Here is a 25,574-nt window from a genome sequence, read left to right on the forward strand (position 1 = left end):
ACGGTTCACAGGACAACCCCGTCAGGTCCCATGGGCGTTTCGACGTGCGCGATCGGACGCCATCGGCAACCGTGGACCGCCACAGGCGCCGACCGAACACCCCGACGTCTCCGAGGAGACCCCCGTGAACTGGACCATCGAAGTCGTCCCCGTCCCCGTCACCGACATGGACCGCGCCAAGGCGTTCTACGCCGAAAAGATCGGCTTCGACGTCGACCTCGACGACGAGGTCGCCCCCGGAGTGCGCATCATCCAGCTGACGCCGCCCGGCTCCCGGTGCTCCATCGCCCTGCTCGAGGGCATGCCCACTCCACCCGGCACGAAGGTCATGGCCCCGGGCACCCTGCACGGGCTGCAGATGTGCGTCACCGACATCGACGCCGCCCACGCGGCCCTGACCGAGCGGGGGGTGGACGTGTCCCCCGTCCGCCACGTCGGCGAGGCGGGCTGGGAGGACGGCAAGGGCGGCACCTGGAACTCCTTCCTCTCCTTCCACGACCCCGACGGCAACGGCTGGGTGGTTCAGGAAGCACCCTCGGACCTCGGCGAGCGCTGACCCCGCAGGGGTTGGCGGTCCTGCAACCCGGCCGGGCCGGCGGCCCGGGGAGGTTCACCGGATGCTGCGCCTCGTGGAGTCGACGTCCTCCATGAAGGCCAACATCCGGGAGTTGACCAGGTCGGGGTGGTCGATCTGCGGCCCGTGTCCGGTGGCGGCGACGATTTCGGCGCGGGCTCCGGGAATGAGGCGCGGTACACGCTCCAACTGTCGCTGCGGGTGTACGAGCAGGCTGCGCTTGCCCGTGATCAGATAGAACGGCGTGCGGATCGAGCCCAGTTCCGCGTCCGACAGCGGCAGCGGAGCGGGGCGGCGGATCCGGAAGGCCCGCACCCCGGCCTGGATCATCGCGCGGAGTTCGGGGACGACGATCACCGGCTGTTCCAGCCACTTGGCGAGGCGGGGGCGCCACGCCCTGGGGGCGAAGGTGGCGAAGAGGCTCGCGAAGATCCAGACGAAGAAGCGCAGGCCGACCTTCTCCAGGCCGCCCGGATCGAGGGCGGTGACCGAGACCAGCCGTCCGGGCCGGAGGTGGGCCTGGTTGATGACGAGCCAGCCCCCGTACGAGGAGCCGACCAGGTGCACCTGGTCCAGGCCGAGCGCGTCGAGGGCCTCGTCCATCCACTGGGCCGCGCGCTCGGGCTGCCACATGGGTTCGCGGTGGACGCTGCGGCCGGGGTCGCCGGGAGTGTCGAGGGCGTAGACGGGCCGGTCGGCGCTGAGGGCCCGGGTGTTGGGGTACCACTGGGCGGAGCAGCCGCCCGAACCGTGGATCAGGACCACGGGCGTACGGGACTCGCCCGCCGGGTCCGTCGGGCCGTAGCGGTAGACGTGCGTGGTCCCGAAGGTCGTCTCCACGTCCGTCTCGTCGCGGGCGGGCGCGCCCATCGCATAGAGGGCGTCGCAGGCGGCGAAGTACCGGTCCCGCAGGGTGTCGCTCACGTAGTGGCCGACGTCGCGGCTCACGCGCGGTCGGGTCGTGTTCTGGGGCACGGGGCACCTCCGAGAAGATCAGCTTTCGTAATACGAACGTACCATAAAGATGGTACGGCGGTATCATGAAACGGGCCGGGCTGCCGGACCCTTCACTCACCACCGACGGGCGGAGACAGGGCACATGCCGAAGCGCGTGGACCACGAGGAGCGGCGGACGCAGATCGCCGAGGCACTCGTCCGGGTCGCCGGACGGCGCGGGCTGCACGCCGTCGGCATGCGGGACGTGGCGGCCGAGGCCGGTGTGTCACTCCGGCTCGTGCAGTACTACTTCCAGACCAAGGAGAAGCTGCTCTTCTACGGGCTGCAGCACCTCACCGACCGCTTCACCGCCCGCGTGGGCGCCCGCCTCGGCGCCGTCGGCCCGGACCCCGGCCCGCGCGCGACGATCGAGGCGATCCTGCTGGCCTCCCTGCCCGTGGACGAGGAGAGCCGCACCTTCCATCTCCTCTACAGCTCCTACTCGATCCTGTCGGTGACGGACGACGCCCTCGCCGCCCAGCCGTTCATCGACAATCCGGATGCCGCCGAAAACGCGCTGACCGGCCTGATCCGGCAGGCCCAGGACGACGGCCTGGCCGATCCGGAGGCCGACGCGCGCACGGAGGCGATCAGCCTTCTCGCGATGACGGCGACCATGGGCACCAGCATCCTCGTGGGCCAGCGGACGCCGGAGTCGGCCGTCGCGGTGCTGGACCACCACCTGGACCGGATCTTCACCACCGCGCGGCGGCCGTCCGCCGGCGGGCCGACCGAATCCGTCCGGTAGCCGTCGACCGGCCGGGGCCGCACAGACCTGCGACGGCAGGCACAGCGGGACACGAGGCGGACACGCCGTGCGCAGGTCGGCCCGGCGGGCGCACAAGTCGTCCACGGGTGCCTGCGGGGCCGGGGACGTCGAGCAACGCCGGCGGCCCCCTCGCCCGAGGGGCGAGGGGGCCGGTGTGGCGCGGGGCGCCGCGGCAGGCGGCGCGTCCCCGCCCGCGATCCCGGGCCCGGGAGGCGCGCCGCCCGTCGCCGGGCCTGCCGCGGGTCAGTCGGTGCCGAACTCCATCGCGGCGCGGTCGAGCATCTGCTCGTCGTCACCCTCGGCCCGGCCGCGGGAGGCGATGACCTCGGCGCCGCCCTCCGGCATCGCGCCGATCAGGCCCGTCGAGGCGGCCTGGGCTGCCCCGATGAGCGTCTCGTGCGTGTTGCCGACGATGCCGAGCGCGGCGTACTGCTCCAGCTTGGCGCGCGAGTCGGCGATGTCGAGGTTGCGCATGGTGAGCTGGCCGATCCGGTCGACCGGACCGAAGGCCGAGTCCTCGGTGCGCTCCATGGACAGCTTGTCCGGGTGGTAGCTGAACGCCGGACCCGTGGTGTCCATGATCGAGTAGTCCTCGCCGCGCCGCAGCCGCAGCGTGACCTCGCCGGTGACGGCCGCGCCGACCCAGCGCTGGAGGGACTCGCGGATCATGAGCGCCTGCGGGTCCAGCCAGCGGCCCTCGTACATGAGGCGGCCCAGGCGCCGGCCCTCGTTGTGGTACTGCGCGAGGGTGTCCTCGTTGTGGATCGCGTTGACCAGGCGCTCGTACGCGGCGTGCAGCAGCGCCATGCCGGGGGCCTCGTAGATGCCGCGGCTCTTGGCCTCGATGATCCGGTTCTCGATCTGGTCGGACATGCCCAGGCCGTGCCGGCCGCCGATGGCGTTGGCCTCCATCACCAGATCGACGGCGGAGGCGAACTCCTTGCCGTTGATCGTCACCGGGCGGCCCTGGTCGAAGCCGATGGTCACGTCCTCGGCCGCGATCTCCACCGAGGGGTCCCAGAACCGCACGCCCATGATCGGCTCGACCGTCTCGACACCGGTGTCGAGGTGCTCCAGCGTCTTGGCCTCGTGGGTGGCGCCCCAGATGTTGGCGTCGGTGGAGTAGGCCTTCTCGGTGCTGTCGCGGTAGGGGAGGCCGTGGGCGAGCAGCCACTCCGACATCTCCTTGCGGCCGCCGAGCTCGGTGACGAAGTCGGCGTCGAGCCAGGGCTTGTAGATGCGCAGGTGCGGGTTGGCCAGCAGGCCGTAGCGGTAGAACCGCTCGATGTCGTTGCCCTTGAAGGTCGAGCCGTCGCCCCAGATCTGGACGTCGTCCTCGAGCATCGCGCGGACCAGCAGGGTGCCGGTGACGGCGCGGCCGAGCGGCGTCGTGTTGAAGTACGCGCGGCCGCCGGAGCGGATGTGGAAGGCACCGCAGGTGAGCGCGGCCAGCCCCTCCTCGACCAGCGCGGCGCGGCAGTCGACCAGACGGGCGATCTCGGCGCCGTACGCCGAGGCGCGGGCGGGCACCGACGCGATGTCGGGCTCGTCGTACTGGCCGATGTCGGCGGTGTAGGTGCACGGGACGGCGCCCTTGTCGCGCATCCACGCGACCGCGACGGAAGTGTCGAGTCCGCCGGAGAAGGCGATGCCGACGCGCTCGCCGGTGGGAAGGGAGGTGAGGACCTTAGACATAGGAAGAGTATGCAGGCTCACGCATGTTCATGCAATCCGGCGGGCGTGTCGGTCTGTCCTTCCAGGCGCAGGACCACCAGGACCGTGTCGTCGGTGACCCCTGCGGGCGGCACGAGCTCCGCCAGGAGGGCGTCCGCAAGCACCTCGGGATCGGCGGCCCGGTGCCGCGAGAGGGCGTCGGCGAGCCTGCCCAGACCCGTGTCGATGTCCTCCCGGCGGCGCTCGACGAGCCCGTCGGTGTAGAGGACCAGGACCGAGCCCTCCGTGAAGTCCGTGCGGGCCTGGGGGCGCGGCGCGTGTTCGGGTCGGGCGCCGAGCGGCGGGTCGGTGGCCCCCTCGAGGAAGACGACGGTGCCGTCGGGGTCGCAGAGCGCGGGCGGGAGGTGGCCCGCGCTGCTGTACGTGAGGGTGCGGCTGTTCCAGTCGATGAAGACCGAGACGGCGGTGGTGGACTCGGCTCCGGCGACGGAGCGGGCGTAGAGGCCGAGGGCCTCCAGGGCCTGCGCGGGACCTTCGGCGACGAGTGAGGCAGCGGACAGGGCGCTGCGCAGCTGTCCCATGACGCCGGCCGCACCGAGGCCGTGGCCGACGACGTCCCCGACGGCGACGGCGGTGCAGTCGGGCGCCTCGACGAGGTCGTACCAGTCCCCGCACACGTTCAGGGACGCCGCGGCGGGGCGGTAGCGCACGGCCGCCTGGTGGTGGGCCAGCTGGCTCGGCTCGGGGAGCATCGACTCCTGGAGGTGGAGTGCCACTTCCCGTTCACGGGCGTGGGCCCGGCGCAGCTTCTCGTTGAGCTCCTGGAGCTCCCGCGCCCGGGTGTAGAGCTCGGACTCCAGCACCCGGGTGGCGTCCGGCCCGCTGGTGGCTTCCCGGACCCGGATCAGCTCGGTCACCTCCTCCACCCGGTGCAGCACCAGGACCACACTGCCGTCGAGGGCGAGGACGGGGACGTTGACCGGACTCCAGTACCGCTCCTGCCACACGCCGGGACGCTGGGGGTCCTCCACGTCGTAGCGCTGCAGGGCCATTGCGTCGCGCTCCCCGGTGGCCAGCACCCGCTCCAGAGAGGCCCGCATGTTGCGCGTGCCCGTCGCGGCCGGATCGTTGGGGTTGTCGGGGAAGGCGTCGAAGATGTGGCGGCCGATGAGCTGCTCGCGAGTGCGGCCGGCCACGGACAGGTACGCCGCGTTGACGTCCAGGTAGACGAGGCCGGGGGTCAGCAGCGCGGCCGCACCCGGCAGCGCGTGGAACACCGCCCGGTAGTCAATCCCGGATCCGTTCACGAGCCACCTGTCCGCGTGCTTCCGTCCCGGCCGTGGGGTTCCTCCCACGATAGGCGCGCTCGCGCGGCCCGGCCCCGGCACGAGGACCCGCCTTGGGCCGTTCGGGCCCCGCTTCGTGCGGCGGGAGCACGCCGGCCGTACCCGACCGCCGCCCCGGGCGGCCCGCACCGGATGCCACCCGATCACGAACCCGTCCCCCGACGACCACCCACCCGAACCGGCGGATGTCGCGACCGCGGCCGATCCCGCTCCGTTCTTCGGCGCCGGAGGAGTCCTCCGACCGGCGACAGCCGTCGCACCGAGGACCGGTTGAGGCAGCTGCCCTGTCGTCCAGGCCGTCCGCCATGCCTCGGAACACCACGAAGGAGCCTCGAGCGAAACGGCTCTGCACGCCCGGCCTCCGACCGGCCGCCGTCCGTCGCCGCTTCCACCTGCCTCCTTCCGCACGTTCCCCGGCGCCCGGCAACGCCCCCGCCCGGCCGTGCCCCATCGGGCACGGCACGGCCTACCATCCGGGGCCATGACGACATGCGGGGAAAGCGGCGGGGCCGGCGGATGGCGGGTCTGCGTGGTGAAGTACCGGCGCAGGGCCGGGCGCCCCGCGTACGAGGAGGCGCACGCCGCCGGGCGGCCCCTGGCCCGGCGGGACGGGCTGCTCGTCCGGGGCGGCCCCGGGGAGGTCCGCTGCGTCGACGCCTCCGGCCGCGTGCTGTGGACCGCCGGGTGCGACGGCGTCCCGAACGCCGCCCACGTATCCGGCGGCAGGGTCCTGGTCACCACGGACTCCCTCGACTACACCCCCTGGGGGCACCTCGGCCCGGCCCTGCTGCTGGACCTGGAGGACGGCGCACCGATCGCCGAACTGCGCGGTGCGAGCGGCGCCGTACTGCGCGGCGGCAGGTTCTTCCTCGGTCTCGAGGGCTACGACGTCTTCGACACGTGGGAGTACGACCGCGACGGCGCCCTGGTGGACTCCTGGCGCAGCTACGGCCACTACGTCGCCGGCACGGGCATCCGCGTCGTCGAGACCGACCGCAGACACCCCACCCGCAGCGGCGTGGTACGGCTGCTGCCCGGGGGCACCGTCGAACGCGGGCCGTCGCTCACCGACCCGCTGTGCCCCGAGCCCCTGGTGCTCGCGGACGGCACCATCCTGGTCCTCGACGCCGGAGTGCTGCGGGCCGTCGACCGCGAACTGGGGGACGCCGTCCTCGCCGAACTGCTGCCGGTGAGCCCGGACCGGACCTGGCGCTACCGAGGCCGGCTGCGCCGTACCGGCGACCGGCTCACGGTGACCCTCGCGGAGGAGCCGGAGGACCGGCCCGGCCGGCACGTCCTGCACACCTGGACCCTCGCCCTCCGGCCCCGGCCGACAGCCGTGTGATCATGTCCGTCGGCACAACAGCACCTCATGGGGGGACCATGCGCACCCGCACCCGCACCACCACCGCCACCGCCACGACAGGACTCTTCACCGCGCTCGCGGTGGTGCTCGCCCTGGCGGGCTGCAGTAACGCCCCGGACAAGGGCCGGCCCGCGGCGGCGGGACCCACGGCGGCGGCGCCCGCCCCGGCCGCGCCGGGTGGCGGCTCCGGGTTCGAGGGCCCGCGCCCGCAGGACCAGAACCTGCTTGCATGGACCGGCGACCCCAATGACGCGGGCCACGTCACCGCCCAGTCCACCGCCGGCGTCGCCGGCCGGATCACTCTGGTGCGGATCGTGCTGCGCGAGCAGATCACCTGGTCGAACATCTGGCTGGGCCTTGCCGGGCTGGACCCGAACGCGCAGCTGGCCAACTGCTACCTCGGCGTGTACGACGCCAAGGGCACACTCGTCGCGTCGACCGCCGACATCTCGCCCCAGCTGATGACCGACGCCATCGCCAAGCCGCTGCCCCTCGCCAAGCCCTTCACGGCAGCCCCCGGTACGTACTTCATCGCCCTGCTGCTCAACGGCAACTGGGCCACCAACGCCCTCACCCTGAAGTCCACGGGTGCCGGCATCTCCGTCAACGCCGGGCTGACCCCGCCGAACCTGCGGTACAGCAGCATCCTGACCGGCCAGACCTCGCTGCCCGCCACCGTGAACCTGGGCGAGCAGTCCACGGCAACCATCAACACCGGCTGGGCCAGCCAGTGGTACGCCATTTCCTGAAAACGACATATGCCGGTGGGTGACCTACCATGCGGGCATGAGTGATCGCGCGATGCAGGAACCGACCCTCCTCCTCCTGACCGCGCTCGCGGACGAGCCCCGCCACGGGTACGCGATCTCCCGCGAGGTGGAGCTGATCTCGGGCGGGCGCGTCAAGATGCGCACGGGCACCCTGTACGGGGCGCTGGAGCGGCTGCTGGGGCAGGGGCTGATCGAGGTCCACGAGGAGCAGATCGTCGACAGCCGGCTGCGGCGCACCTACAGCCTCACCGGCGCGGGCCGGGAGTGCCTCGCCGCCGAGGCGGCGCGGATGGCCGCGACCGCCCGCGAGGCCGCCCGCCGACTGGGCGTGTCCGGCGAGACGGCCACGGCGTGAGCCGCCGCCTGCTGCGGCTGTACCCGGCGGAATTCCGCCGGGACTTCGGCGACGAGATCGCGGAGGCCCACCGGGAGGCGACCGAGGACGCCGGGCCGCTCGACCGTCTCCGCGAGGGCTGCGACATCGTGGCGCACGCCCTGCGCCTGCGTCTGCGTATCGGCTCCGCGCACCGCGGAGGGCGCCTGCTCGCGGCCGCGGCACCGTTCGCGCTGGCCGCGACGGGCGCACGCGCCGCGTTCCTGCTGGCCTCCGCGCTCAACCGCGCGTACGTCACCGGCCGGCCGCCCGAGTTCGGGGGTCCGATCGGCCACACCCTGCTCGTCTGCGACCTGCTGACCCTCCTCGGTGTCGTCGTCGCGCTCAGCGGCCGCTATGCCTTCGGCGCGCGGTCCGCGTTCGCCGGGGTTGCGGGGACCTCGGCCTGTCTGCTCGCCTCCTCGCTGCCCGGCGCCCTGGACATGCCGCTGGAGCACGCGGCGTATCTGGTGCCGCCCCCCTGCTGATCGCGACGCTGCCGCTGCTGTGTCCCGCGGACCTGCGGCCGTCGTGCCGGATCGCCGGTACCGCGGGACTCGTGGCGCTGCTGATCTGGGCGCCGCTGTCCGTGGTCGTCCTCGCCCTGCTGGACGCGGGCGGGGTCGGGATGAGCCCGCTGTGGCGGTTCGCCGTGCCCGTCGCCGCCGTGCTGGCCCTGGCGGGCCGGTCGGCCCTGTCCGGTGTCCGCACGGCCGGGCAGTTCGCCCTGGCCGTGGCGCCGTTCCTCGTCCTCGGCCACTTCTCCGGGGTGGTGGGCGAGGCGAACGCCCTGCCGTGCCTGGTGCTGGTCGCGGCCACAGGCCTGGCCGTGCGCCTGCGGCGCCTCGGGAATTCCGGTACGGCCGGCCACGGCTGATCCACCGCCGGGCCGGGCGGTGGATCAGCCGTGGCCGGGCGCCGCCGTCAGACATGAGGCGTCGGGCGCCGCCGTCAGACATGAGGCGTCGGGCGCAGAGGTCAGGCGTCGGGCGTCAGGCGTCGGACGTCGGACCCGACGGCGCTGATGCGGATCTTGGACTGGCCGTGGCCGAGCTCCTCCCAGTCCTCCATGAAGCGGGCGGCCAGTCCGTGCCGGGCGGCGAGGTCGACGAGGGTCTGCGTCCGGTAGTAGAAGTCCTCGCGCAGGACCTGGTGTTCGGCACCGGTGGTGCGGTCGAAGGTGAAATCGAAGTGGCCTCCGGGCGCCAGGACGCGGCCCACGTGGGCCAGGCATTCGTCGATCACCTCGATCGGCGAGTGCGAGAAGACGCTGTGGGCGTGAACCACGTCGAAGTAGCCGTCCGGCAGGAAGTCCAGCGTCAGGTTCCTGGTGATCGTCAGGTGCGGCACCTTGGCCTGAAGCCCCCGGTCGGTCAGCGTCTGCTTGGCCGCGATGAGGATGTCGGGCGAGATGTCGATGCCGTAGTAGTGGCCCGCGTCGAGGTATTCGATGAACCGCCAACCGGCGCGCAGGTTGCCGCAGCCGATGTCGAGCATCCGGTCCTCGGGCCTCAGTCCGTGGTCGAGCAGGTAGTCGAACTGCATCTTCCCCAGGGCGAGCCAGCGTTCGTGGGTCTGGCTGCCGACGGCGGCCTCGGGGTTGCGGCGCGTGTCCGAGGCCATCACCGCACGGTAGTAGCTCACGTGGTCGGGGTGTTTGAAGGCCAGCCACCGGTCGCGCGCGGCGCGCTTGAGGTACGGGGCGATGCGGTTGGGGCGGCTCGCCGCGTAGCGGACCTTGTGGACGAGGGATTCGCGGTTGGCGGTGAGGTTCTTCCTGGTGGCCATGAGCACTCCGTCTCCGTCGCGAGGCGAAATCCCGGTGCGGCGACGGCATTCCGCCGACGCCCGGAAGGATCTTCAGGACCCACCATACGTCGGTCACCGACATATACAAACCACTGGAATGTGATGAGCGGACGAACCCGCCCCGGCGCGCGAGGCCCCCCGGCGGCGAGTCGTCGCCGCAGACGGGAAGCGTGACGCACTGGATCGACGGTTTATGGTGTTCTGCCCCAGATTGCCATTCGATCGCCCTTCGGCCCGCCTGCCACGCCCTGCGCATGGGGCCGGGTGGGCGACGCGGCGGGACTCCGGCCCATCCGGCGCAGCTGCCGGTGAGCATCGCGACCGGCGCGCCCCGGCGTCAGTCGGCGGCCGCGGGACGCCCTTCGAGCAGGAGGCGGGTGCGGAAGAGGTCCAGGACTGCGTCGAGGGCGTCACGGGTGGGCCGGCCGGGCTCGTCGACGAGGTGCTCCGTCAGGACGGAGTGCGGCGGCAGGGCGCTCTCGGGATTCGCGTCGCCGTCGTCCAACTCGACGGCGATGAAGGCGTCGCCGAGTTCGCGCCGCAGATAAGCGAACCGGTCGGCCGGGACCAGCCGGTCGCCCCGGAACCGCAGCCCGAGGACCTGCAGGCCCTCGCGCTCGCAGCGCCCCCGGACCACGGCCAGGTCCTCCGGGCTGATGTCGATGGCGGCGGCGCGGCCCGGGGTGAGGGCCAGTGGCAGCGACGGCTGGGAGAGGACCGGGGCGATCAGGCGTTCGTCCGTGGCCATCGCCAGGGCGAACCCTCCGGTCAGGCACATGCCGACCGCGCCCACCCCCGGACCTCCGCACCGCCCGTGCTCGGCGGCTGCCAGGGCGCGCAGCCACCGGACGACGCGGGAACTGCGGCCCGCGGCCAGCAGGGTGAACTCCCGGCTGACGCACACCCGCCACATGGTCGACGCCATGTAGCGGCCGCTGTTCGCCCAGCCGACGGCGCGCGGATCCGGATCGCGTCCGGGCTCGCCGAAGAGCACCGGAAGCACGGCGGTGCAGCCGGACGCGGCCACCCGTTCGGCGAACTCGAGGACCTTGGGGGTGATGCCCGGGATCTCCGCCATGACGATCACGGCGGGGCCCGTGCCCGCGCGCAGGACGCGGCGGGTCGCGCCGTCGTGGGTGAACGAACCCTCGGTGAAGCCGGTCAGGTCGTGGTGCGGCACGTGCCCGTTCCTTCCATCGGCGCTTCAGGACCGCGCTCAAGTTACCGGCAGGTAGAGCGTCGTGGTCAACCTTGCGCGGGCAAAAGGCGCTCGGCGTCCCGCGCGCCGGCCTCAGCCCACCTGAATGCCGATCACGCAGGTGTCGTCGTCCGTGTCCGACCTGCTCCCGGCGAGGAGGCGGTCCAGCCTCGCGTCCAGGTCCCCGGATCCGGCGGCGGCCGCGTTCACGAGGTGGCCGAGCGAGTCCTGGACCGAAGAGTCCCGGCGTTCCACCAGCCCGTCCGTGTACATCAGCAGCGTGTCGCCCGCTTCGAGCCGGACCTCCCGCTCGCCGTAGGTGACGTCGGGCAGGGCGCCGAGGAGCAGGCCCTCGATGAGGGGGAAGGCCTCGGCCCGGCCGCCGCGCACGAGCACGGGCGGCAGGTGGCCCGCGCGCGCCCAGCGCAGCACCCGCGTGCTCGGGTCGAAGAGGCCGCAGACGGCGGTGGCGGTGACGTGCTTGGCCAGGTGGTGGGTGACGGTGTTGAGCCAGGACAGCAGTTGGCCCGGGCCTGCGCCGGTGACGGCCAGGCCGCGCAGTGCGTTGCGCAGCACGACCATGCCGGTGGCGGCCTCGATGCCGTGGCCGGCGACGTCACCCACGGACAGCATGATCAGACCGGAGGGCAGGACCACGGTGTCGTACCAGTCGCCGCCGACGAGGGACTCGGTCTCGGCCGGCCGGTAGCGGACCGCGACGCGCATCCCCGGGGCCTCGACGGCAGGTGGTGTGGGCGGCATGATGGCGTGCTGGAGCTGGAGTGCCAGCCGGTTGCGTTCGGCGGACTCGGCCTCGGTATGGGCGAGCTGGTCCCTGGTCGCGGCCAGCGCCACCTCGGTCCAGTGCTGGGCCGAGATGTCCTGGTAGGCGCCTCTTACGGCGTGCAGTCGCCGGTCCGCGTCGAGGACGGGCTCGGCGACCACCCGGATGTGCCGGGTGATTCCGTCGGGCCGCTGGAGGCGGAAGTGGACGGAGGAAGGGCGGCGGTGGCGCAGCAGCGCCCGCAGGAACCGGCCGAGGGCGGCGGAGTCGTCCGGATGGGCGTGGCCGGGCAGTTCCCGCAGCCGTACGGGGGGCGCGGTGGCCGGGAGTCCGTGGAGCGCGTACAGCTGAGCGTTCCAGGTGGTCTCCCCCGTGGCCAGGTTCTCCTCGAAACCGCCGATGCGCCCCAGGCGCTGGGCGTGCTGGAGGAGGTTGGCCAGCCGGGCCGTCTCGTCCTCGATCCGCCAGATCAGCAGGACCGCGGCCCCGTGGCGGCTGACGCTGATGTCCGCGACCGAGGTGAGCGGGATCTGGTCGACCAGCGCCGTCAGGCTCATGCGCTCGGCCCGGAACGGCTCGCCCGTCGCGTGGACGCGCTCGATGATGTCGAACAGGCCGTTCTCCGCGGCGGCCATCGGATAGGCCTCCAGCAGCAGAGCTCCGTTGACGTCACCGCGCGGCCGTCCCACCGGGTCGACGAACCGGCTGCCGACGTGCCGGATCCTGAAGTCGGTGAGGCGGCCCTCGGCGTCGAGGACCGGGGTGAGCACCACCGCGGGGTCCTGAAGTCCCTCGGCGAGGTCGATGAGTTCCGCGACGTCCGGGAGCACCGCGTCGCCGGCCGTCGGGTCGCCCGGTGGCGAGGCGTCCATGGTGCGGGCGCACAGCTCGGCGAGCGCTTCGACCTGGCGTTCGATCTGCGGTGGCTGCGGGGCCAGGGGCTGCGGCCAGCAGATCTCGAGGACCCCGTGGATCCGTCCGCCCGTCCCGGTCGGTACCGCCATCCGTCCGCCCTCGGGCCACTGGAGACGGCCGATCGAGGGCAGCCCCGCTCGTTCGATGCGGGACAGGGTCACCAATCGGCGCTCCCGCAGCGCGAGGCCGGCGACGGTGGAGACTCCCGGGGGTACGTGGCGCCAGCGGACGGCCTCCCTCGGCGGGAACCCGGCGTGACCGGCGAGGGCCAGCGAACCGTCGGGCACGGCGGTCCACACGGCGACGGCGACGGCCCCCAGCGGCCCCAGGGCGTTGGTCAGGAGGGACTCGGCGACGGCCTGGGTGTCGGAGGCCGCGGCCAGCATGCCGCTCTCGGCGGTGCGCAGCCGGACCGCGACCGTGGAGTGCTCGGCCCGGTCGTCGTCGGTGCCGGCGCGCTCGACGAACGCGGCGGCGATCTCGCTGACGTGGTCACGGGACGCCTGGTTGACGATGTCCGCGGCGAGTTCGAGGCGGGACGTGCCGCCCTGTCGGCACAGCAGGTCGAGCTGCCGTGCCGCCGCGGCGGGAGTGCAGTTCAGCTGGCCGATGAGGATGCCCTTGGCCAGTTCGACGAGCGCCCGGCCGTCTGCGGCGGCCTGCGCCTCCAGCACCTCCCTGCGCAGCCGTTCGACGGTGGCGACGAGCCGCCCCAGCGGGGTCGGGGACTGGTGCGGGATGGCGCAGGCATTCTGTCCCGCTACCGGTGCCGACGGCGGGTGGACGGCGCCGTTCCGTGTGCTGTCCGCCGTCACCGCGTGAGCCAGTGCCGGACGCGGGCGATGAGGTCGTCGGCGTCGACGGGCTTCGTGACGTAGTCGCTGGCGCCGGCGGCGAGGCTCTTCTCCCGGTCTCCGGGCATGGCCTTGGCGGTGACCGCGATGATGGGCAGGGCCTCGTACGCCGGCATCCGCCGGATCTCGGCGGTGGCCGCATAGCCGTCCAGTTCCGGCATCATCACGTCCATGAGGATCAGGTCGACGTCTGCGTTGCCGGTGAGGGCGTCGATGCCCTTGCGGCCGTCCTCGGCGTGGAGTACGCGCATGCCGTGCAGTTCCAGGACCCCGCTGAGGGCGAAGAGGTTGCGGGCGTCGTCGTCGACGACGAGGACGGTGCGCCCGGCCAGGTCCGCGTCGGGCACGTGGGTGTCCTGCTGCCGGGTGTCCGCGTGCACGAGAGGCAGTACGTCCCCGGGCTGTTCGGCGGACAGGTGGAGGGCGATGCGTTCGCGCAGCTCGTCCAGGCTGGACAGCAGTTCCACCCGGCGCGATACGGCCCGTTCCCGCAGGGCCTCCTCCCGGCCGGTCCGCACCCGGGGGTTGTTGTGGGCGAGGACGGGGAGCGAGGAGAGGGCCGGGTCTCCGTCGAGCGCGTCGAGGAAGCGCAGCGCTTCACCCCCGGGCATGTCCAGTTCCAGGACGACGCAGTGGAACGCGTCGGACGCCAACGCTGCGGCCGCCTCCCGTGAGCTGGTGGCGCCCACGACCTGGATGGCGCCGCGCTCGCCGGCCGCGTGGGGGTGGGGGGTGAAGTCGCGGTCGGCGCTCTCGGCGACGAGGGAGAGCAGGCCGTTGGGCCGCTCCTCGATCACCAGCAGGCGGCGGGTGCGCCGCTGCGCCGGGAGCGCGGGGGTGTCCCGGCGACCCGGGTCGCCCGCCCGGTCCGTGCCCTCGGTGGAGGGCGCCGCCTCCGTGTCGGTGTACGGGGCGTCCTCGTAGTCCGCGCGGCTGACGGGCAGGTAGAGGGTGAAGGTGCTGCCCTGGCCGGGCGTGCTCTCCGCGGTGACGGCACCGCCGAGGAGCTGGGCGATCTCGCGGCTGATGGAGAGGCCGAGGCCGGTGCCGCCGTACTTGCGGCTGGTGGTGCCGTCGGCCTGCTGGAAGGCGCCGAAGACGGACTCCAGCTGCTGTTCGGGGATACCGATGCCGGTGTCCCGTACCCGGAAGGCGAGCATGGGGCCGCGGCGGGAGACCCCGGCGGGGATCTCGGGTGCCGTCGCCGGTTCGATGCGCAGCTCGACGCCGCCGCGCTCGGTGAACTTGACGGCGTTGGACAGCAGGTTGCGCAGGATCTGCCGCAGCCGCGAGTCGTCGGTGAGCAGGTCGTCGGGCGCGTCGGGGGCAGTGGTGACGGTGAAGTCGAGGCTCTTCTGGGTGGTCATCGGACGGAAGGTGGCGTCGACGTACTCGAGCAGCTGGGGCAGGTGGACCCGTTCGGGGTTGATGTCCATCTTCCCCGCCTCGACCTTCGACAGGTCGAGGATGTCGTTGATCAGCTGGAGCAGGTCGGAGCCGGCCGAGTGGATGATGCCCGCGTACTCGACCTGCTTGGGGGTGAGGTTGCGGGTGGGGTTCTGTGCGAGCAACTGGGCCAGGATGAGCAGGCTGTTGAGCGGGGTGCGCAGTTCGTGGCTCATGTTGGCCAGGAACTCCGACTTGTAGGTGGAGGCCAGCGACAGCTGCTGGGCGCGGGCCTCCAGTTCCTGCCGGGCCTGTTCGATCTCCAGGTTCTTGGCCTCGATGTCGCTGTTCTGGCTGGCGAGGAGGGCGGCCTTCTCCTCCAGTTCGGCGTTGGATCGCTGGAGTTCCTCCTGCTGGACCTGGAGTTCCTCCGAGCGGGCCTGGAGTTCGCCGGTGAGCCGCTGGGACTCGCCGAGGAGTTCGTCGGTGCGGGCGTTGGCGACGATCGTGTTGACGTTGGTGCCGATGGTCTCCATCAGCTGGGCGAGGAAGTCCCGGTGGACTGGGGTGAAGGCGCTGAACGAGGCGATTTCGATCACTCCGAGAACCTGGTCGTCGACGACGATCGGCAGGATGATCAGGCTGCCCGGGGTGGTGTGGCCGAGCCCGGAGGAGATGATGTAGTCGCCGGGTACCCGGTCGGTGGCGATGATCCGGTGGCTGCGGGCCGCCTGCCCGACGAGGGACTCCCCGAGGGCGAACCGCGTCCCCTCCACGGCGTCCGCGGGACGGCCGTAGGAGCCGACGAGGGTGAGGAAGGTTCCGCTGGGGCCCTCCTCGGCCAGGTAGAAGGCGCCGTACTGGGCGGCGACGAGCGGCGTCAGTTCGTCCATGACCAGTTCGGCGACGGCGGCGAGATCGCGGTGGCCCTGCATCAGACCGGAGATGCGGGCCAGGTTGGACTTCAGCCAGTCCTGCTCCTGGTTGGCCCGGGTGCTCTCGCGCAGCGAGCCGACCATGGAGTTGATGTTGTCCTTGAGTTCGGCGACCTCGCCGGAGGCATCGACCGTGATCGAGCGGGTCAGGTCGCCCTCGGCGACCGCGCTGGCGACCTCGGCGATGGCCCGGACCTGGCGGGTGAGGTTGCCGGCCAGCTCGTTGACGTTCTCGGTCAGCCGCTTCCAGGTGCCGGAGACCCCCTCGACCTCGGCCTGTCCGCCGAGCCGGCCCTCGCTGCCGACCTCGCGGGCGACGCGGGTGACCTCTGCGGCGAAGGAGGAGAGCTGGTCGACCATCGTGTTGATGGTGGTCTTCAGCTCCAGGATCTCGCCGCGGGCGTCCACGTCGATCTTCTTGGACAGGTCGCCGTTGGCGACGGCGGTGGTGACGAGGGCGATGTTGCGGACCTGGCCGGTGAGGTTGTTGGCCATGGAGTTGACGTTGTCCGTGAGGTCCTTCCAGGTGCCGGCCACGTTGGGGACCCGGGCCTGTCCGCCGAGCCGGCCCTCGGTGCCGACCTCGCGGGCCACCCGGGTCACCTCGTCGGCGAACGCCGAAAGCGTGTCGACCATGGTGTTGATGACGCCGGCGAGCGCGGCGACCTCGCCCTTCGCCTCGACGGTGATCTTCTGCGACAGGTCGCCGCGCGCGACGGCGGTGGCCACCTGGGCGATCGACCTGACCTGCCCGGTCAGGTTGGACGCCATGACGTTGACGTTGTCGGTGAGGTCCTTCCAGGTGCCGGATACCCCCCGGACGGTGGCCTGCCCGCCCAGGTTGCCCTCGGTGCCGACCTCGCGGGCCACGCGCGTCACCTCGTCGGCGAAGGCGGAGAGCTGGTCGACCATCGTGTTGATGGTCTCCTTCAGCTCCAGGATCTCCCCGCGGGCGTCCACCCGGATCTTCTGCGTCAGATCACCCTGGGCGACGGCGGTGGTGACCTCGGCGATCGAACGGACCTGGGCGGTCAGGTTGTCGGCCATGACGTTGACCGACTCCGTCAGGTCCTTCCACGTACCGGAGACGCCCTTGACGTCCGCTTGGCCGCCGAGCCGGCCCTCGGTGCCGACCTCGCGGGCCACCCGCGTGACCTCCCCGGCGAATCCGGACAGCTGGTCGACCATCGTGTTGATGGTCTCCTTCAACTCCAGGATCTCCCCGCGCGCGGTGACGGTGATCTTCTGGGAGAGGTCGCCCTTGGCCACGGCCGTCGCGACCTGGGCGATGGACCGCACCTGGGCAGTGAGATTTCCGGCCATGAAATTGACCGAATCCGTGAGGTCCAGCCAGGCTCCCCCGACTCCCGGCACGTCGGCCTGGCCGCCCAGGGTGCCCTCGGTGCCCACCTCCCGGGCGACCCGGGTCACTTCGGAAGTGAACAGCGACAGCTGGTTGACCATCCCGTTGAAGACCGTCGCGATCTCCCCGAGCAGCCCGTCGGCCCCGTCGGGCAGCCTGGTACGGAAGTCCCCGTCCCGTACGGCGGTCAGCCCGGCCAGCAACTGGCGCAACTCCGACTCGCCGATGCCGCCGTCGCCCGGCAACGCCGGTACGCCGCCCAGTGGATCCGCGCCCACCCGCTCGGCCATCCGTCACCCTCACTCTCGATACCAACCGCGCCGACACGCGGAAAGGACAGGCACCCCGCCACCAGGGCATGCCGGAACGCCCGGCTCGGCGGATCCGTCCTCGCCGCAGCACCGGTCCGGTGAAGGCTAACGCCGTCGGAGGCGCAGTGGAGCACGGTCGATCACTCCAGCAGGCGGCCGATCCGGAATCCGCGGAGGGCGGTTGCCCGGGATCCCGGGCCGCCCGGACCCGAACTCACGTTTCCCCAGGGCGTTTCGGGAATCCCCGGATGCCACCGCGGGCTCCGGGTAGACGAACCGTTGTCGAACGGCACGAAGACGGGAAAAGGGGTGAGGACATTGGCGGTCAAGGCGGTCGGCTGGGCACGTTCGTTCCCGATCTCGGAGGGCGTCCGCGCGGCGCGGCAGTGGACCGCGGAGCACCTGGCGTCCCTGCCGTGGAACGCTTCGGCGGCCGACACCGTGCATTCCGTGCTGCTCTGCGTCTCCGAACTCGTCACCAACGCCCACCTGCACGCCGTCGGCACCGCGCACCTCGTGCTGACCTGGGACGGCCGCTGCCTCCACGTCAGCGTCGCCGACGCCGATCCGCGGCTGCCCCGCACCCGGACCACGGGTGCCGACGCGAGTGCCACTTCCGGTCGCGGGCTCGGCATCGTCGACGCGCTGGCCGATTCCCTGGACATCCACTCGTGCCACGGCGGCAAGGCGATCACCGCCTGCTTCCGGCCCGCGGGCGGACCCGACCCGCACAGGGTCGACCCGTCCGCCGGCTGAACAGGGCCCCGACTCACGCCGCGAGGGCGTCCTCGACGCTCGCGTGCAGGGAGAGCACGGTGTCCGCGCCGGTCACGGCGAAGAGCCGGCGCAACTGCTCGCCCGGGGCGGCGATGCGCAGCCCGGTGAGGTGGTGCAGGCGCAGCAGCAGGTTCAGGAACGAGGAGTCCCCGAAGGTGATGGAGCCGGCGTCCAGAACCACGAGCGAGTACCGGCCGGCGGCCGATGTGAGGGCCTCTTCCAGCGGGTTGAGCGTGTCCTGGTCCAGTTCCCCGTGGGCCGCCACCACCCAACCGCCCCCCGCAGGGTAGCCCTCCCCCACCACCCCGGGCTGGTACACGTCCCCGAATCCGCTCATGTCCGCCTCCACGGATCGCCGTCTGTACGTCGTCGCAAGGGAGTATGCCTGCTCATCGTGATGGCGCTTCGCCGGCGGGTCGGCCGGTGGCCCCGCGGCGGCACCGCGGCGCGCGGGGAACAAGTCGCTGAAATCGGGGTGTGTGAAAACGGAATGCCGGGGCAGAAGCGCGACGGCAGCCGCAGTCAATCGGGAGGGAGCGGCCAACCATGTCTCGCTCGGCCACCGTTGTAGGCCCCATTCGCGCAACCGACGTGCACGTCCCCGTACGTGACCGAGAGGACCCGGGAGCACGGGCGCGGGACGAAGACCCGACGCGGGAGGAGGTCCTGACAGGGGACGAGGTCCTGACGGGGGACGAGGCCCTGACGGGGGACGAGGTCCTGACGCGGGTGGAGAACGCCCGTGAGATGGCGCCGTCCGACGCCCGTGAGTTGTCGCGGCACTTCTTCCGGCGACTGCAGTCCCTGGAGGAGGGCACGCGCGAATACCAGTACACCCGCAACACCCTGATCGAGATGAACCTCTCGCTCGTGCAGTTCGCCGCGCGGCGCTTCCGGGCCCGCGTGCTCGGCGGCGGCCTCGACATGGACGACATCATCCAGGTGGGGACCATCGGCCTCATCAAGGCCATCGACCGCTACGACCTCGAACGCGAGGTCGAGTTCTCCACGCTCGCCCTGCCCTACATCACGGGTGAGATCAAGCGGTACTTCCGCGACACCACGTGGGCCGTGCACGTCCCCCGCCGGCTGCAGGAGCTCCGTACTGAACTCGCCAAGGCGCAGGAGGCCCTGACCGACGTCCTGGGCCGGGCGCCGACGGTCAAGGAGGTCGCCCAGCACCTGGAGCTGTCCGAGGACGAGGTCATCGACGGGCTGGTGGCCGCGAACGGCTACACGAGCGGCTCCCTCGACGCCGCGGGCGCGGACGACGACGCGCCGTCCACGGCGAACCGGACGGCCCGCCCGCTGGCGGAACGCCTCGGTGACGTCGACCCCGCCATGGAGCTCTTCGAGGACTTCCACACCCTCGCACCCCTGCTGGAGCAGCTCGACGAACGCGACCGGCGCATCCTGCAGATGCGCTTCGGCCAGGACAGGACCCAGGCCGAGATCGGTGCCGAACTGGGCATCTCGCAGATGCAGGTCTCCCGCCTGCTGTCCCGGACCCTGGCACGGCTGCGTGCCGGGATGCTCACGGTGTAGGCGCCCGCACCATGACGCCGAGCACGGGCGCGACGGCGCCGCTGACCGCCCTGCCGCTGCAGGGCCGCCCGGGCGCGCGCCTGTGCGGCAGCTGTGACCTCGACACCCGGCAGGCGCTGGCAGGCGCGCTCGGCGTGGTGGCCGGGATCCCCGGCCCTGTCGTGCACCTCGATCTCTCCGCCGTGGCCTTCCTAGACCCGGCCGCGGTCGCCGCACTCGTCCGGGCATCGGCGGACTTCAGCGGGCAGGGGCGGCGCCTGCTGCTCCACGACCCGCCATACTCGCTCCGCAAGGTAGTGGAGATGTTCCCGGACGAGTGCGCCGCGCTGGAGGTCGCAGCATGATCACTGTTCCTGCGCCCGACGGGCCGGGGGCCTTCGTTCATCCCGCCCTCTTCTACCGGGACCTCACCGAGTACGTGGCGGGGGTGGGCGGCTTCGTACGCGGCGCCCTCGCAACCGAGGAGCCGGTGCTCGTCGCCGTACCCGGACCGCACCTGGACGCCCTGCGCGAGAGCCTCGGCGCGGACGGCGGCGCCGGGATCACCTGGACGGACATGACGGAGCTGGGCCGCAACCCCGGCCGGATCCTTGCCGCCCTCCAGGAGTTCGCCGACCGGCACGCGGGCCGGGCGGCGCGGATCGTCGGCGAACCGATCTGGCCCGGCCGCTCCGCCGCCGAGGTGCTGGAGGCCACCCGCCACGAGGCCCTCATCAACACGGCCTTCGCGGGCCGGCCCGCCACCGTCCTGTGCCCGTACGACGTCGTCGGGCTGGCTCCCGCCGTGGTGGACGACGCCCGGCGCACCCACCCCCTGCTCATCGACGAGGGCCGGGACCTGCCGAGCGCGGCCTACGACGACGCCGCGCGGGTGACGGCGGACCTGGACCGTCCGCTGCCCGAGCCCGACGGCCCGGTCGCGCGGTTCGCGTACACCCATGGAGGGCTGGCCGAGGTGCGCGAGTACGCCGAGGGGTGGGCACGCGGCACCGCTCTGACCCGGGCCCGGCGCAGCGACCTGATCATGGCGATCAGCGAGGGCGCGGCGAACTCCCTCGCCCATGGTGGTGGGAAGGGCACGCTGCGCCTGTGGACCGTCACAGGGGCCGCGGCGGGGGTCGTGGCCGAGATCCACGACGGCGGCCGTCTGGCGGACCCGCTGGCGGGGCGGCGGCGCCCCTCCCTGGCGTCGTCGCACGGCGGCCGCGGTCTGTGGATGATCCACCAGCTCTGCGACCTGGTGGAGGTTCGCGCCACGGCAAGCGGCTTCACACTGCGGCTGCACGCGGCCACGCCCTGAGACCGGGCGTCGCCTACAATGTCCTGCGCTTGCCAGGGCGGTCCGCGAACCGCCGGCGGTGCGTGGACGGTCGCGTACATCGATCGTGCCGCGCCGGGCATACGCCTGTGACAGAGACCAGTGTCAACGCGGGGGTGAGAGAGCTCAGTGGAGACCGTCGGACCGGAAACGGGTGATCCTGTGAGTGTCGGCCTACCCGCTGCGGGGCAGCGCCGCCGGCTCGCCCTGGCGGGCGTCCGCGGCTCCGTGGCGAAGGGGCGCGACTTCACGCGCCAGGCCCTGCGGGACTGGGGCTGGGACGGGACCGAGACCGCCGAGGACACCCTGCTCCTCGTGTCCGAGTTGCTGACGAACGCGTCACTGCACGCCGACGGCTGCCACGAGCTCGTCCTCACGGCCGGGAAGGTGCTGCGCATCGAGGTGTGCGACGGCACGACGGTACTCCCCCGCCGCGATCCGGCACCGCGGCGCGGCGTCCCGGGCGGCCACGGCCTCCACATAGTGGAGCGGCTGTCCGACCGCTGGGGCGCGACCGCGCACCCGGGCGGGAAGGCCGTCTGGGCCGAGATCGACGTCGCCCGGCTGGTGTCCGGCAGGCCCACCGGGCGATAGGCCGTCCTCGTCGCGCGTAGTGGAGCCGTCCCCGCGGGGTATCCGCGGGACATGGAAACCTCTTCGGATCGACCGGGCGGCGCGCGGCGCCCGATGTGGGGGCGTATCGCCGTCGGCGTGGCGGTGGTCGCGGTGCTGCTCGTGCTCGTGGAGCGCTTCAGCCTGGTTCCGGGTTTCGGGGGCCTCTTCGGCGGCGACACCCGGGACCGCTCGGGTCCGGCACTGCTCAAGTCGGTGCAGGACATGGACCGTTACGAGGCGGCCGTCGGCAACTTCCAGGTGGTCGTGGACCTTGAGAAGGACGCGGCGTTCCTGCCCGACGCGATCCGCGGGACCCGCACCCTCTATGTGGGCGCGGGCACGGTGAGCGGCTACGTCGACATGGGCGGGCTGGACGAGCGCAGCGTCACCGTGAACGAGGACCGCACCGCTGCCTCGATCCGGCTGCCGCACGCGGAACTCGGGACGGCGGCCCTCGACCCGAACCGCTCGTACGCGGTGTCGAAGCAGCGGGGCCTGCTGGACCGGATCGGCGACCTCTTCTCCGACAACCCGGCCGGCGAACAAGCCGTGCAGAAGCTCGCCGCGCAGCACATAGACGAGGCGGCCCGCACCGGCGGTCTCGCCGAGCGCGCCGAGCAGAACACGACGTCGATGCTGGAGGGTCTGCTCCGCTCCCTGGGCTTCCGCGAGGTGACGATCACCTACGGCTGACGGGCCGGTTGCGTCTCAGGCGCAGACGAGCGGGCTGCCCTGTCGCATCGCGTGCCGGGCGGCCCGCGGGCACAGCACGCCGTACGGATCGGTGAGGGACGAGGCCCGGGACCGCCGGGCTTCGACGCGGCGAACAGCTCATCGCGTTGTCCGGTCTCGAAGGGACAGCGGCTGTCCAGTGTGTCGAGGGCGGCTCCGAAGCCGCGTCCGATCTGCTTGACGTCCCGTGGTGCCCGGCTGCGGTGGCTGCGGCGGGGAACGCGGTGCGGGTGGCCCGGTACCGGGCGACGGCCTCGCGGTACGCGTGTTGCGGGGTATGTGCTTGCGGCCGTCCCGGGCACTCAGGGGGTTGGTGGCGTCGGCGGAGCCGGGTGGCCCCGCGGACGGTCAGGTGGGTGGCGCCCGCCCGCGGGCGGCGCAGGTGGGTTCATCGGCTGTGCAGGTCGGCGTTCCGGTCCGTGCGGTCGCCTCCTTCCGAGCGTGTCCCGCAACCGTCAGCCGCCGGCCGGCCCGACGGACGCGAGGACGAACGCGTGGCCCGCCGGGTCGGCGTAGCGGCGCAGGGTGGTGCGGTTGTCCGGGCGGGTGCCGTTCTCCTCCGCTGCCACCGGGCGCGCGCCGAGGGCGACCGCCTCGCGCTCCGCCTCGTCGAGGGAGTCCTCCGCGACCAGGATCCGCAGGTGGGCCTGCTGGGTTCCCTCCGGCAGCGGCCAGCTCGGCGGTGTGTGCTGCGGGTCGCGGCGGATGCCGAGCAGCACGCCTGCGCTGCCGGTGACGAGGAACAGGTCGCCGTCGTCGGCGGCCGGGCCGGCCGTCGCGCCGAGCAGGTCGGCGTAGAAGCGGGCCAGGGGCTCGGGTTCCGCGGCGTCCAGGACGATGACGCTTGTCTTCACTACGGTCATGCACACGCGTGTGCCCTGCGTCGTCGGCCGTACACACGCTGTGCGGGTTGCATGGTGCGAGGGGCTCCGGGTAGCCGCGCCACGAGACGTCCAGACGGACGCCCGCACCTCGGGGGTGCGGGATCGCCGATGACGCGGAAGGGGTGCGCATGTCGCACGTCGAGGAGTATGTCGAGGTCAACGTTCCGGTACGCACGGCCTACAACCAGTGGACGCAGTTCGAGGACTTCCCCGCTTTCATGGAGGGGGTCGAGCGCATCGACCAGCGCAGCGACACGCTCACCCACTGGGTGACGAACGTGAACGGGGTCCGCCGCGAGTTCGACGCGCAGATCACCGAGCAGCTCCCGGACCGGCGCGTCGCGTGGATGACGGTCGATGGTGAGGCCCGCCAGGCCGGGCTCGTCACCTTCCAGCCGATCGACGCGACCACCACCAAGGTCGTCCTGCAGATGAACTGGGTGCCCGACGGCATCGCCGAGGCCGCAGCCGACAAGCTCGGCTTCGTCAAACGCCAGGTCACCGGTGACCTGAAGCGGTTCAAGCTGTTCATCGAGTCCCGCGGGGTCGAGACGGGCGCCTGGCGCGGCGAGGTCTGATCGCGATGGGTCGGGTCAGCGGGGTGAGCGGGGAGACCGCGCGCAAGGGCGCCCGGTCCGCGTCGCAAGGCGGCACACTGCGGGAGGTCACCGCACGCTCCGGGCTGGTGGCGCGCGGGGTGCTGTACATGCTGATCGGGGTCCTGGCCGTCCGCGTCGCCTTCGGCGGCGGCGACCGCGAGGCCGACCGGCAGGGGGCGCTCCAGGAACTCGCGGACAAGCCCTTCGGCTCCGTCCTCATCTGGGCCGTCGGCATAGGTCTCGTGTGCATGGTGCTGTGGCAGCTGTCGGAAGCTGTGTTCGGCGCGGCCGGGCCGGACGGCGACAAGCCCACCAAACGGCTGGCTTCGGTGGGCCGGTGTGTGTTCTACGCGGTGGCGGCCTTCTCCGTCCTCGTGTTCGCCTCGGGCGGCGGCGGGGGCTCCGGGGACGAGCAGTCGCGTGACATGACCGCGAAGTCCCTCGCTCTGCCCGCCGGCCAGTGGCTGGTGGGTGCCGTCGGCCTCGGAATCGCCGTCGCGGGCGTGGTCATCGCGGTACAGGCGGCGCGATGCCGCTTCCGCGAGCACCTCGCGATGGGAGGGGCCTCGAGGGGATCGCGCAAGGCGGTCGACTTCCTCGGGGTGGCCGGCGGGCTGGCCCGCGGGGCCGTTTTCGCGGCGGCCGGCGGCTTCGTCGTGTACGCGGCGCTGCGCTATGACCCGGGGCAGGCGAAGGGGCTCGACGACACCCTGAGGTCGTTCGCCGGCACTCCGGCGGGGCCGTGGCTGCTGGTCGCGGTCGCCGCGGGACTCGTGCTCTTCGGTGCGTTCTCCTGGGCGATGGCCCGGTGGCGCGAGGTGTGAGGGCGCGAGGGAGGCGTGAGGTGGGAGCCCTGGCGCCCGGTTCTGCAGGGACGGGTGAAGCGGGACGGCTCGGGGTTCAAGGGGGTAACCCGCCTAAGGGGAGCCGGATCCCCGGGCATCTCGGCCAAGTTGTCCGTGCGCCCCTGCACGCCCCCCGCAGTGACGTTCCATCCGCCCCGTCCGGGGGCAGCCGCGTGGTGCTGTCGGTTCGTTCCCCGAGGAGAGCTCACGATGACGAAGGTCCTGGTCCTGCACAGCGTCAGCCTGGTCCGGTCGGCACTGGCCGCCCTGCTGAGATCGGAAGGGCCTTTCGAGGTGACGTCCGCGGGCTGGCCGAGCGCCGCCCGCCGAGCGGAGTCCTTATGCCCGGACGTGACGGTCGTCGACCTCGACTGTCCGGGGACGACGGCCGTACTGGCCGACCAGGGGCGGGCGGCGGACCGCCAGGTCCTCGCCTCCCCCTCTCCCGTGCTGGTGCTCGCGTCGACGGGCGCGCCCGGTTCGCTGCACCGGGCCTTCCGCGCCGAGGCCCGCGGCTACGTCGACAAGGACGGCTCGCCGGGACGTCTGGTAAGGGCGGTCCGGCGGGTCGCCGCCGGCGAACGGTTCATAGACGCCTCCCTGGCCTCCGCCTTCATGGAGGCGGACCCCGTACCGCTGAGCCCCCGCGAGCTCAGCGTGCTGGCCCGGGCCGCCGAGGGCGATTCCATCGCCGAGATCGCCCGCACCCTGCACCTGGCGAGCGGGACGGTGCGCAACTACATGGCCGCGGCGACCCGCAAGACCGGCGCGCGCAACCTCATCGACGCGATCCGGATATCCCGGCGGGAGGGCTGGGTCTGATCCATGGCCGCCGC

25 protein-coding genes are annotated in these 25,574 nt (G+C 72.4%); 16 read left to right on the top strand and 9 right to left on the bottom strand.

What is annotated here, in order from left to right; genetic code table 11:
* The first annotated feature begins 124 nt into the window (after nucleotides 1-124).
* On the top strand, nucleotides 125-556 hold the full coding sequence (locus ACZ6JS_RS29925; protein ID WP_469302522.1) for a VOC family protein: 432 nt from the start codon (nucleotides 125-127) through the stop codon (nucleotides 554-556).
* Nucleotides 557-610: 54 nt separating this feature from the next.
* Here the strand turns inward: ACZ6JS_RS29925 and ACZ6JS_RS29930 are convergent, their stop codons facing one another.
* Nucleotides 611-1,549: an alpha/beta fold hydrolase gene (locus tag ACZ6JS_RS29930; RefSeq protein WP_469302523.1), complete on the bottom strand. Its 939-nt coding sequence runs from the start codon at nucleotides 1,547-1,549 to the stop codon at nucleotides 611-613.
* Between the two features lie 124 nt (nucleotides 1,550-1,673).
* On the opposite strand from ACZ6JS_RS29930, the gene ACZ6JS_RS29935 reads away from it, so the two are divergent.
* Nucleotides 1,674-2,318, top strand: a complete 645-nt coding sequence (locus ACZ6JS_RS29935) for a TetR/AcrR family transcriptional regulator (RefSeq protein WP_469302525.1) — start codon at nucleotides 1,674-1,676, stop codon at nucleotides 2,316-2,318.
* Nucleotides 2,319-2,582: 264 nt separating this feature from the next.
* Here ACZ6JS_RS29935 and argG read toward each other — a convergent pair whose 3' ends face one another.
* Together argG and ACZ6JS_RS29945 are read right to left on the bottom strand one after the other, a co-directional pair.
* A complete protein-coding gene (gene argG / locus ACZ6JS_RS29940; RefSeq protein WP_387115457.1) occupies nucleotides 2,583-4,034 on the bottom strand; it encodes an argininosuccinate synthase in 1,452 nt (483 codons plus the stop codon).
* 17 nt (nucleotides 4,035-4,051) lie between these two features.
* The gene (locus ACZ6JS_RS29945) at nucleotides 4,052-5,320 is read right to left on the bottom strand and encodes a PP2C family protein-serine/threonine phosphatase (RefSeq protein WP_469302527.1); all 1,269 of its coding nucleotides are present in this window, start codon (nucleotides 5,318-5,320) and stop codon (nucleotides 4,052-4,054) included.
* A gap of 520 nt (nucleotides 5,321-5,840) precedes the next feature.
* On the opposite strand from ACZ6JS_RS29945, the gene ACZ6JS_RS29950 reads away from it, so the two are divergent.
* The 5 genes from ACZ6JS_RS29950 (at nucleotide 5,841) to ACZ6JS_RS29970 (ending at nucleotide 8,745) form a co-directional block, all read left to right on the top strand.
* On the top strand, nucleotides 5,841-6,704 hold the full coding sequence (locus ACZ6JS_RS29950; protein WP_469302529.1) for an outer membrane protein assembly factor BamB family protein: 864 nt from the start codon (nucleotides 5,841-5,843) through the stop codon (nucleotides 6,702-6,704).
* A 38-nt stretch (nucleotides 6,705-6,742) separates the two neighbouring features.
* Nucleotides 6,743-7,474: a hypothetical protein gene (locus tag ACZ6JS_RS29955; protein WP_469302530.1), complete on the top strand. Its 732-nt coding sequence runs from the start codon at nucleotides 6,743-6,745 to the stop codon at nucleotides 7,472-7,474.
* A gap of 37 nt (nucleotides 7,475-7,511) precedes the next feature.
* Nucleotides 7,512-7,850 (top strand): PadR family transcriptional regulator, encoded by a 339-nt coding sequence (locus tag ACZ6JS_RS29960; protein ID WP_469302532.1) that lies wholly within the window; start codon nucleotides 7,512-7,514, stop codon nucleotides 7,848-7,850.
* Nucleotides 7,847-8,356, top strand: coding sequence for a hypothetical protein (locus tag ACZ6JS_RS29965; protein ID WP_469302534.1), 510 nt, complete (start codon nucleotides 7,847-7,849; stop codon nucleotides 8,354-8,356). Before ACZ6JS_RS29960 ends, ACZ6JS_RS29965 begins: the two co-directional genes overlap by 4 nt.
* Nucleotides 8,357-8,427: 71 nt before the next feature.
* Nucleotides 8,428-8,745: a hypothetical protein gene (locus ACZ6JS_RS29970; RefSeq protein WP_469302535.1), complete on the top strand. Its 318-nt coding sequence runs from the start codon at nucleotides 8,428-8,430 to the stop codon at nucleotides 8,743-8,745.
* Between the two features lie 101 nt (nucleotides 8,746-8,846).
* Here the strand turns inward: ACZ6JS_RS29970 and ACZ6JS_RS29975 are convergent, their stop codons facing one another.
* From ACZ6JS_RS29975 to ACZ6JS_RS29990, 4 genes are all read right to left on the bottom strand, one after another.
* Nucleotides 8,847-9,656, bottom strand: a complete 810-nt coding sequence (locus ACZ6JS_RS29975) for a class I SAM-dependent methyltransferase (protein WP_469302537.1) — start codon at nucleotides 9,654-9,656, stop codon at nucleotides 8,847-8,849.
* Nucleotides 9,657-10,014: 358 nt separating this feature from the next.
* A complete protein-coding gene (locus ACZ6JS_RS29980; protein WP_469302539.1) occupies nucleotides 10,015-10,857 on the bottom strand; it encodes a dienelactone hydrolase family protein in 843 nt (280 codons plus the stop codon).
* Between the two features lie 111 nt (nucleotides 10,858-10,968).
* On the bottom strand, nucleotides 10,969-13,389 hold the full coding sequence (locus ACZ6JS_RS29985; protein WP_469302541.1) for a PP2C family protein-serine/threonine phosphatase: 2,421 nt from the start codon (nucleotides 13,387-13,389) through the stop codon (nucleotides 10,969-10,971).
* Nucleotides 13,386-17,402, bottom strand: coding sequence for a HAMP domain-containing protein (locus ACZ6JS_RS29990; RefSeq protein ID WP_469302543.1), 4,017 nt, complete (start codon nucleotides 17,400-17,402; stop codon nucleotides 13,386-13,388). The genes ACZ6JS_RS29985 and ACZ6JS_RS29990 overlap by 4 nt, the downstream gene beginning before the upstream one ends.
* A gap of 339 nt (nucleotides 17,403-17,741) precedes the next feature.
* On the opposite strand from ACZ6JS_RS29990, the gene ACZ6JS_RS29995 reads away from it, so the two are divergent.
* A complete protein-coding gene (locus ACZ6JS_RS29995) occupies nucleotides 17,742-18,179 on the top strand; it encodes an ATP-binding protein (protein WP_469302656.1) in 438 nt (145 codons plus the stop codon).
* A 13-nt stretch (nucleotides 18,180-18,192) separates the two neighbouring features.
* Here the strand turns inward: ACZ6JS_RS29995 and ACZ6JS_RS30000 are convergent, their stop codons facing one another.
* Complete coding sequence (locus tag ACZ6JS_RS30000; RefSeq protein ID WP_469302545.1) at nucleotides 18,193-18,537, bottom strand: STAS domain-containing protein; 345 nt, start codon at nucleotides 18,535-18,537, stop codon at nucleotides 18,193-18,195.
* 410 nt (nucleotides 18,538-18,947) lie between these two features.
* On the opposite strand from ACZ6JS_RS30000, the gene ACZ6JS_RS30005 reads away from it, so the two are divergent.
* The 5 genes from ACZ6JS_RS30005 to ACZ6JS_RS30025 all read left to right on the top strand — a co-directional run bounded on the left by ACZ6JS_RS30005 (nucleotide 18,948) and on the right by ACZ6JS_RS30025 (nucleotide 22,371).
* The gene (locus tag ACZ6JS_RS30005) at nucleotides 18,948-19,745 is read left to right on the top strand and encodes a SigB/SigF/SigG family RNA polymerase sigma factor (RefSeq protein WP_469302658.1); all 798 of its coding nucleotides are present in this window, start codon (nucleotides 18,948-18,950) and stop codon (nucleotides 19,743-19,745) included.
* An 11-nt stretch (nucleotides 19,746-19,756) separates the two neighbouring features.
* A complete protein-coding gene (locus ACZ6JS_RS30010; RefSeq protein ID WP_469302547.1) occupies nucleotides 19,757-20,089 on the top strand; it encodes an STAS domain-containing protein in 333 nt (110 codons plus the stop codon).
* The gene (locus ACZ6JS_RS30015) at nucleotides 20,086-21,045 is read left to right on the top strand and encodes an anti-sigma factor RsbA family regulatory protein (protein WP_469302549.1); all 960 of its coding nucleotides are present in this window, start codon (nucleotides 20,086-20,088) and stop codon (nucleotides 21,043-21,045) included. The genes ACZ6JS_RS30010 and ACZ6JS_RS30015 overlap by 4 nt, the downstream gene beginning before the upstream one ends.
* Nucleotides 21,046-21,225: 180 nt before the next feature.
* On the top strand, nucleotides 21,226-21,657 hold the full coding sequence (locus tag ACZ6JS_RS30020; protein ID WP_469302551.1) for an ATP-binding protein: 432 nt from the start codon (nucleotides 21,226-21,228) through the stop codon (nucleotides 21,655-21,657).
* A gap of 51 nt (nucleotides 21,658-21,708) precedes the next feature.
* Nucleotides 21,709-22,371 (top strand): DUF4230 domain-containing protein, encoded by a 663-nt coding sequence (locus ACZ6JS_RS30025; protein WP_469302552.1) that lies wholly within the window; start codon nucleotides 21,709-21,711, stop codon nucleotides 22,369-22,371.
* 494 nt (nucleotides 22,372-22,865) lie between these two features.
* On the opposite strand, the gene ACZ6JS_RS30030 is transcribed toward ACZ6JS_RS30025, so the two are convergent.
* Complete coding sequence (locus ACZ6JS_RS30030; RefSeq protein WP_469302554.1) at nucleotides 22,866-23,273, bottom strand: VOC family protein; 408 nt, start codon at nucleotides 23,271-23,273, stop codon at nucleotides 22,866-22,868.
* Between the two features lie 149 nt (nucleotides 23,274-23,422).
* On the opposite strand from ACZ6JS_RS30030, the gene ACZ6JS_RS30035 reads away from it, so the two are divergent.
* From ACZ6JS_RS30035 to ACZ6JS_RS30045, 3 genes are all read left to right on the top strand, one after another.
* The gene (locus ACZ6JS_RS30035) at nucleotides 23,423-23,872 is read left to right on the top strand and encodes an SRPBCC family protein (protein ID WP_469302555.1); all 450 of its coding nucleotides are present in this window, start codon (nucleotides 23,423-23,425) and stop codon (nucleotides 23,870-23,872) included.
* Nucleotides 23,873-23,877: 5 nt separating this feature from the next.
* The gene (locus tag ACZ6JS_RS30040; protein WP_469302557.1) at nucleotides 23,878-24,717 is read left to right on the top strand and encodes a DUF1206 domain-containing protein; all 840 of its coding nucleotides are present in this window, start codon (nucleotides 23,878-23,880) and stop codon (nucleotides 24,715-24,717) included.
* A gap of 231 nt (nucleotides 24,718-24,948) precedes the next feature.
* On the top strand, nucleotides 24,949-25,560 hold the full coding sequence (locus ACZ6JS_RS30045; protein WP_469302558.1) for a response regulator transcription factor: 612 nt from the start codon (nucleotides 24,949-24,951) through the stop codon (nucleotides 25,558-25,560).
* Nucleotides 25,561-25,574: the final 14 nt, after the last annotated feature.

This window comes from Streptomyces sp. NPDC046349 (assembly GCF_055587885.1).

What these genes read in the sequence shown, in the direction of transcription:
- ACZ6JS_RS30015 (WP_469302549.1), top strand. Translation starts at nt 20,086, where the DNA reads ATGATCACTGTTCCTGCGCCCGACGGGCCGGGGGCCTTCGTTCATCCC.
- ACZ6JS_RS30005 (WP_469302658.1), top strand. Translation starts at nt 18,948, where the DNA reads ATGGCGCCGTCCGACGCCCGTGAGTTGTCGCGGCACTTCTTCCGGCGA.
- ACZ6JS_RS30010 (WP_469302547.1), top strand. Translation starts at nt 19,757, where the DNA reads ATGACGCCGAGCACGGGCGCGACGGCGCCGCTGACCGCCCTGCCGCTG.
- ACZ6JS_RS29990 (WP_469302543.1), bottom strand. Translation starts at nt 17,402, where the DNA reads ATGGCCGAGCGGGTGGGCGCGGATCCACTGGGCGGCGTACCGGCGTTG.
- ACZ6JS_RS29955 (WP_469302530.1), top strand. Translation starts at nt 6,743, where the DNA reads ATGCGCACCCGCACCCGCACCACCACCGCCACCGCCACGACAGGACTC.
- argG (WP_387115457.1), bottom strand. Translation starts at nt 4,034, where the DNA reads ATGTCTAAGGTCCTCACCTCCCTTCCCACCGGCGAGCGCGTCGGCATC.
- ACZ6JS_RS30025 (WP_469302552.1), top strand. Translation starts at nt 21,709, where the DNA reads ATGGAAACCTCTTCGGATCGACCGGGCGGCGCGCGGCGCCCGATGTGG.
- ACZ6JS_RS30035 (WP_469302555.1), top strand. Translation starts at nt 23,423, where the DNA reads ATGTCGCACGTCGAGGAGTATGTCGAGGTCAACGTTCCGGTACGCACG.
- ACZ6JS_RS30030 (WP_469302554.1), bottom strand. Translation starts at nt 23,273, where the DNA reads ATGACCGTAGTGAAGACAAGCGTCATCGTCCTGGACGCCGCGGAACCC.
- ACZ6JS_RS30000 (WP_469302545.1), bottom strand. Translation starts at nt 18,537, where the DNA reads ATGAGCGGATTCGGGGACGTGTACCAGCCCGGGGTGGTGGGGGAGGGC.
- ACZ6JS_RS29935 (WP_469302525.1), top strand. Translation starts at nt 1,674, where the DNA reads ATGCCGAAGCGCGTGGACCACGAGGAGCGGCGGACGCAGATCGCCGAG.
- ACZ6JS_RS29950 (WP_469302529.1), top strand. Translation starts at nt 5,841, where the DNA reads ATGACGACATGCGGGGAAAGCGGCGGGGCCGGCGGATGGCGGGTCTGC.
- ACZ6JS_RS30045 (WP_469302558.1), top strand. Translation starts at nt 24,949, where the DNA reads ATGACGAAGGTCCTGGTCCTGCACAGCGTCAGCCTGGTCCGGTCGGCA.
- ACZ6JS_RS30040 (WP_469302557.1), top strand. Translation starts at nt 23,878, where the DNA reads ATGGGTCGGGTCAGCGGGGTGAGCGGGGAGACCGCGCGCAAGGGCGCC.
- ACZ6JS_RS29960 (WP_469302532.1), top strand. Translation starts at nt 7,512, where the DNA reads ATGAGTGATCGCGCGATGCAGGAACCGACCCTCCTCCTCCTGACCGCG.
- ACZ6JS_RS29975 (WP_469302537.1), bottom strand. Translation starts at nt 9,656, where the DNA reads ATGGCCACCAGGAAGAACCTCACCGCCAACCGCGAATCCCTCGTCCAC.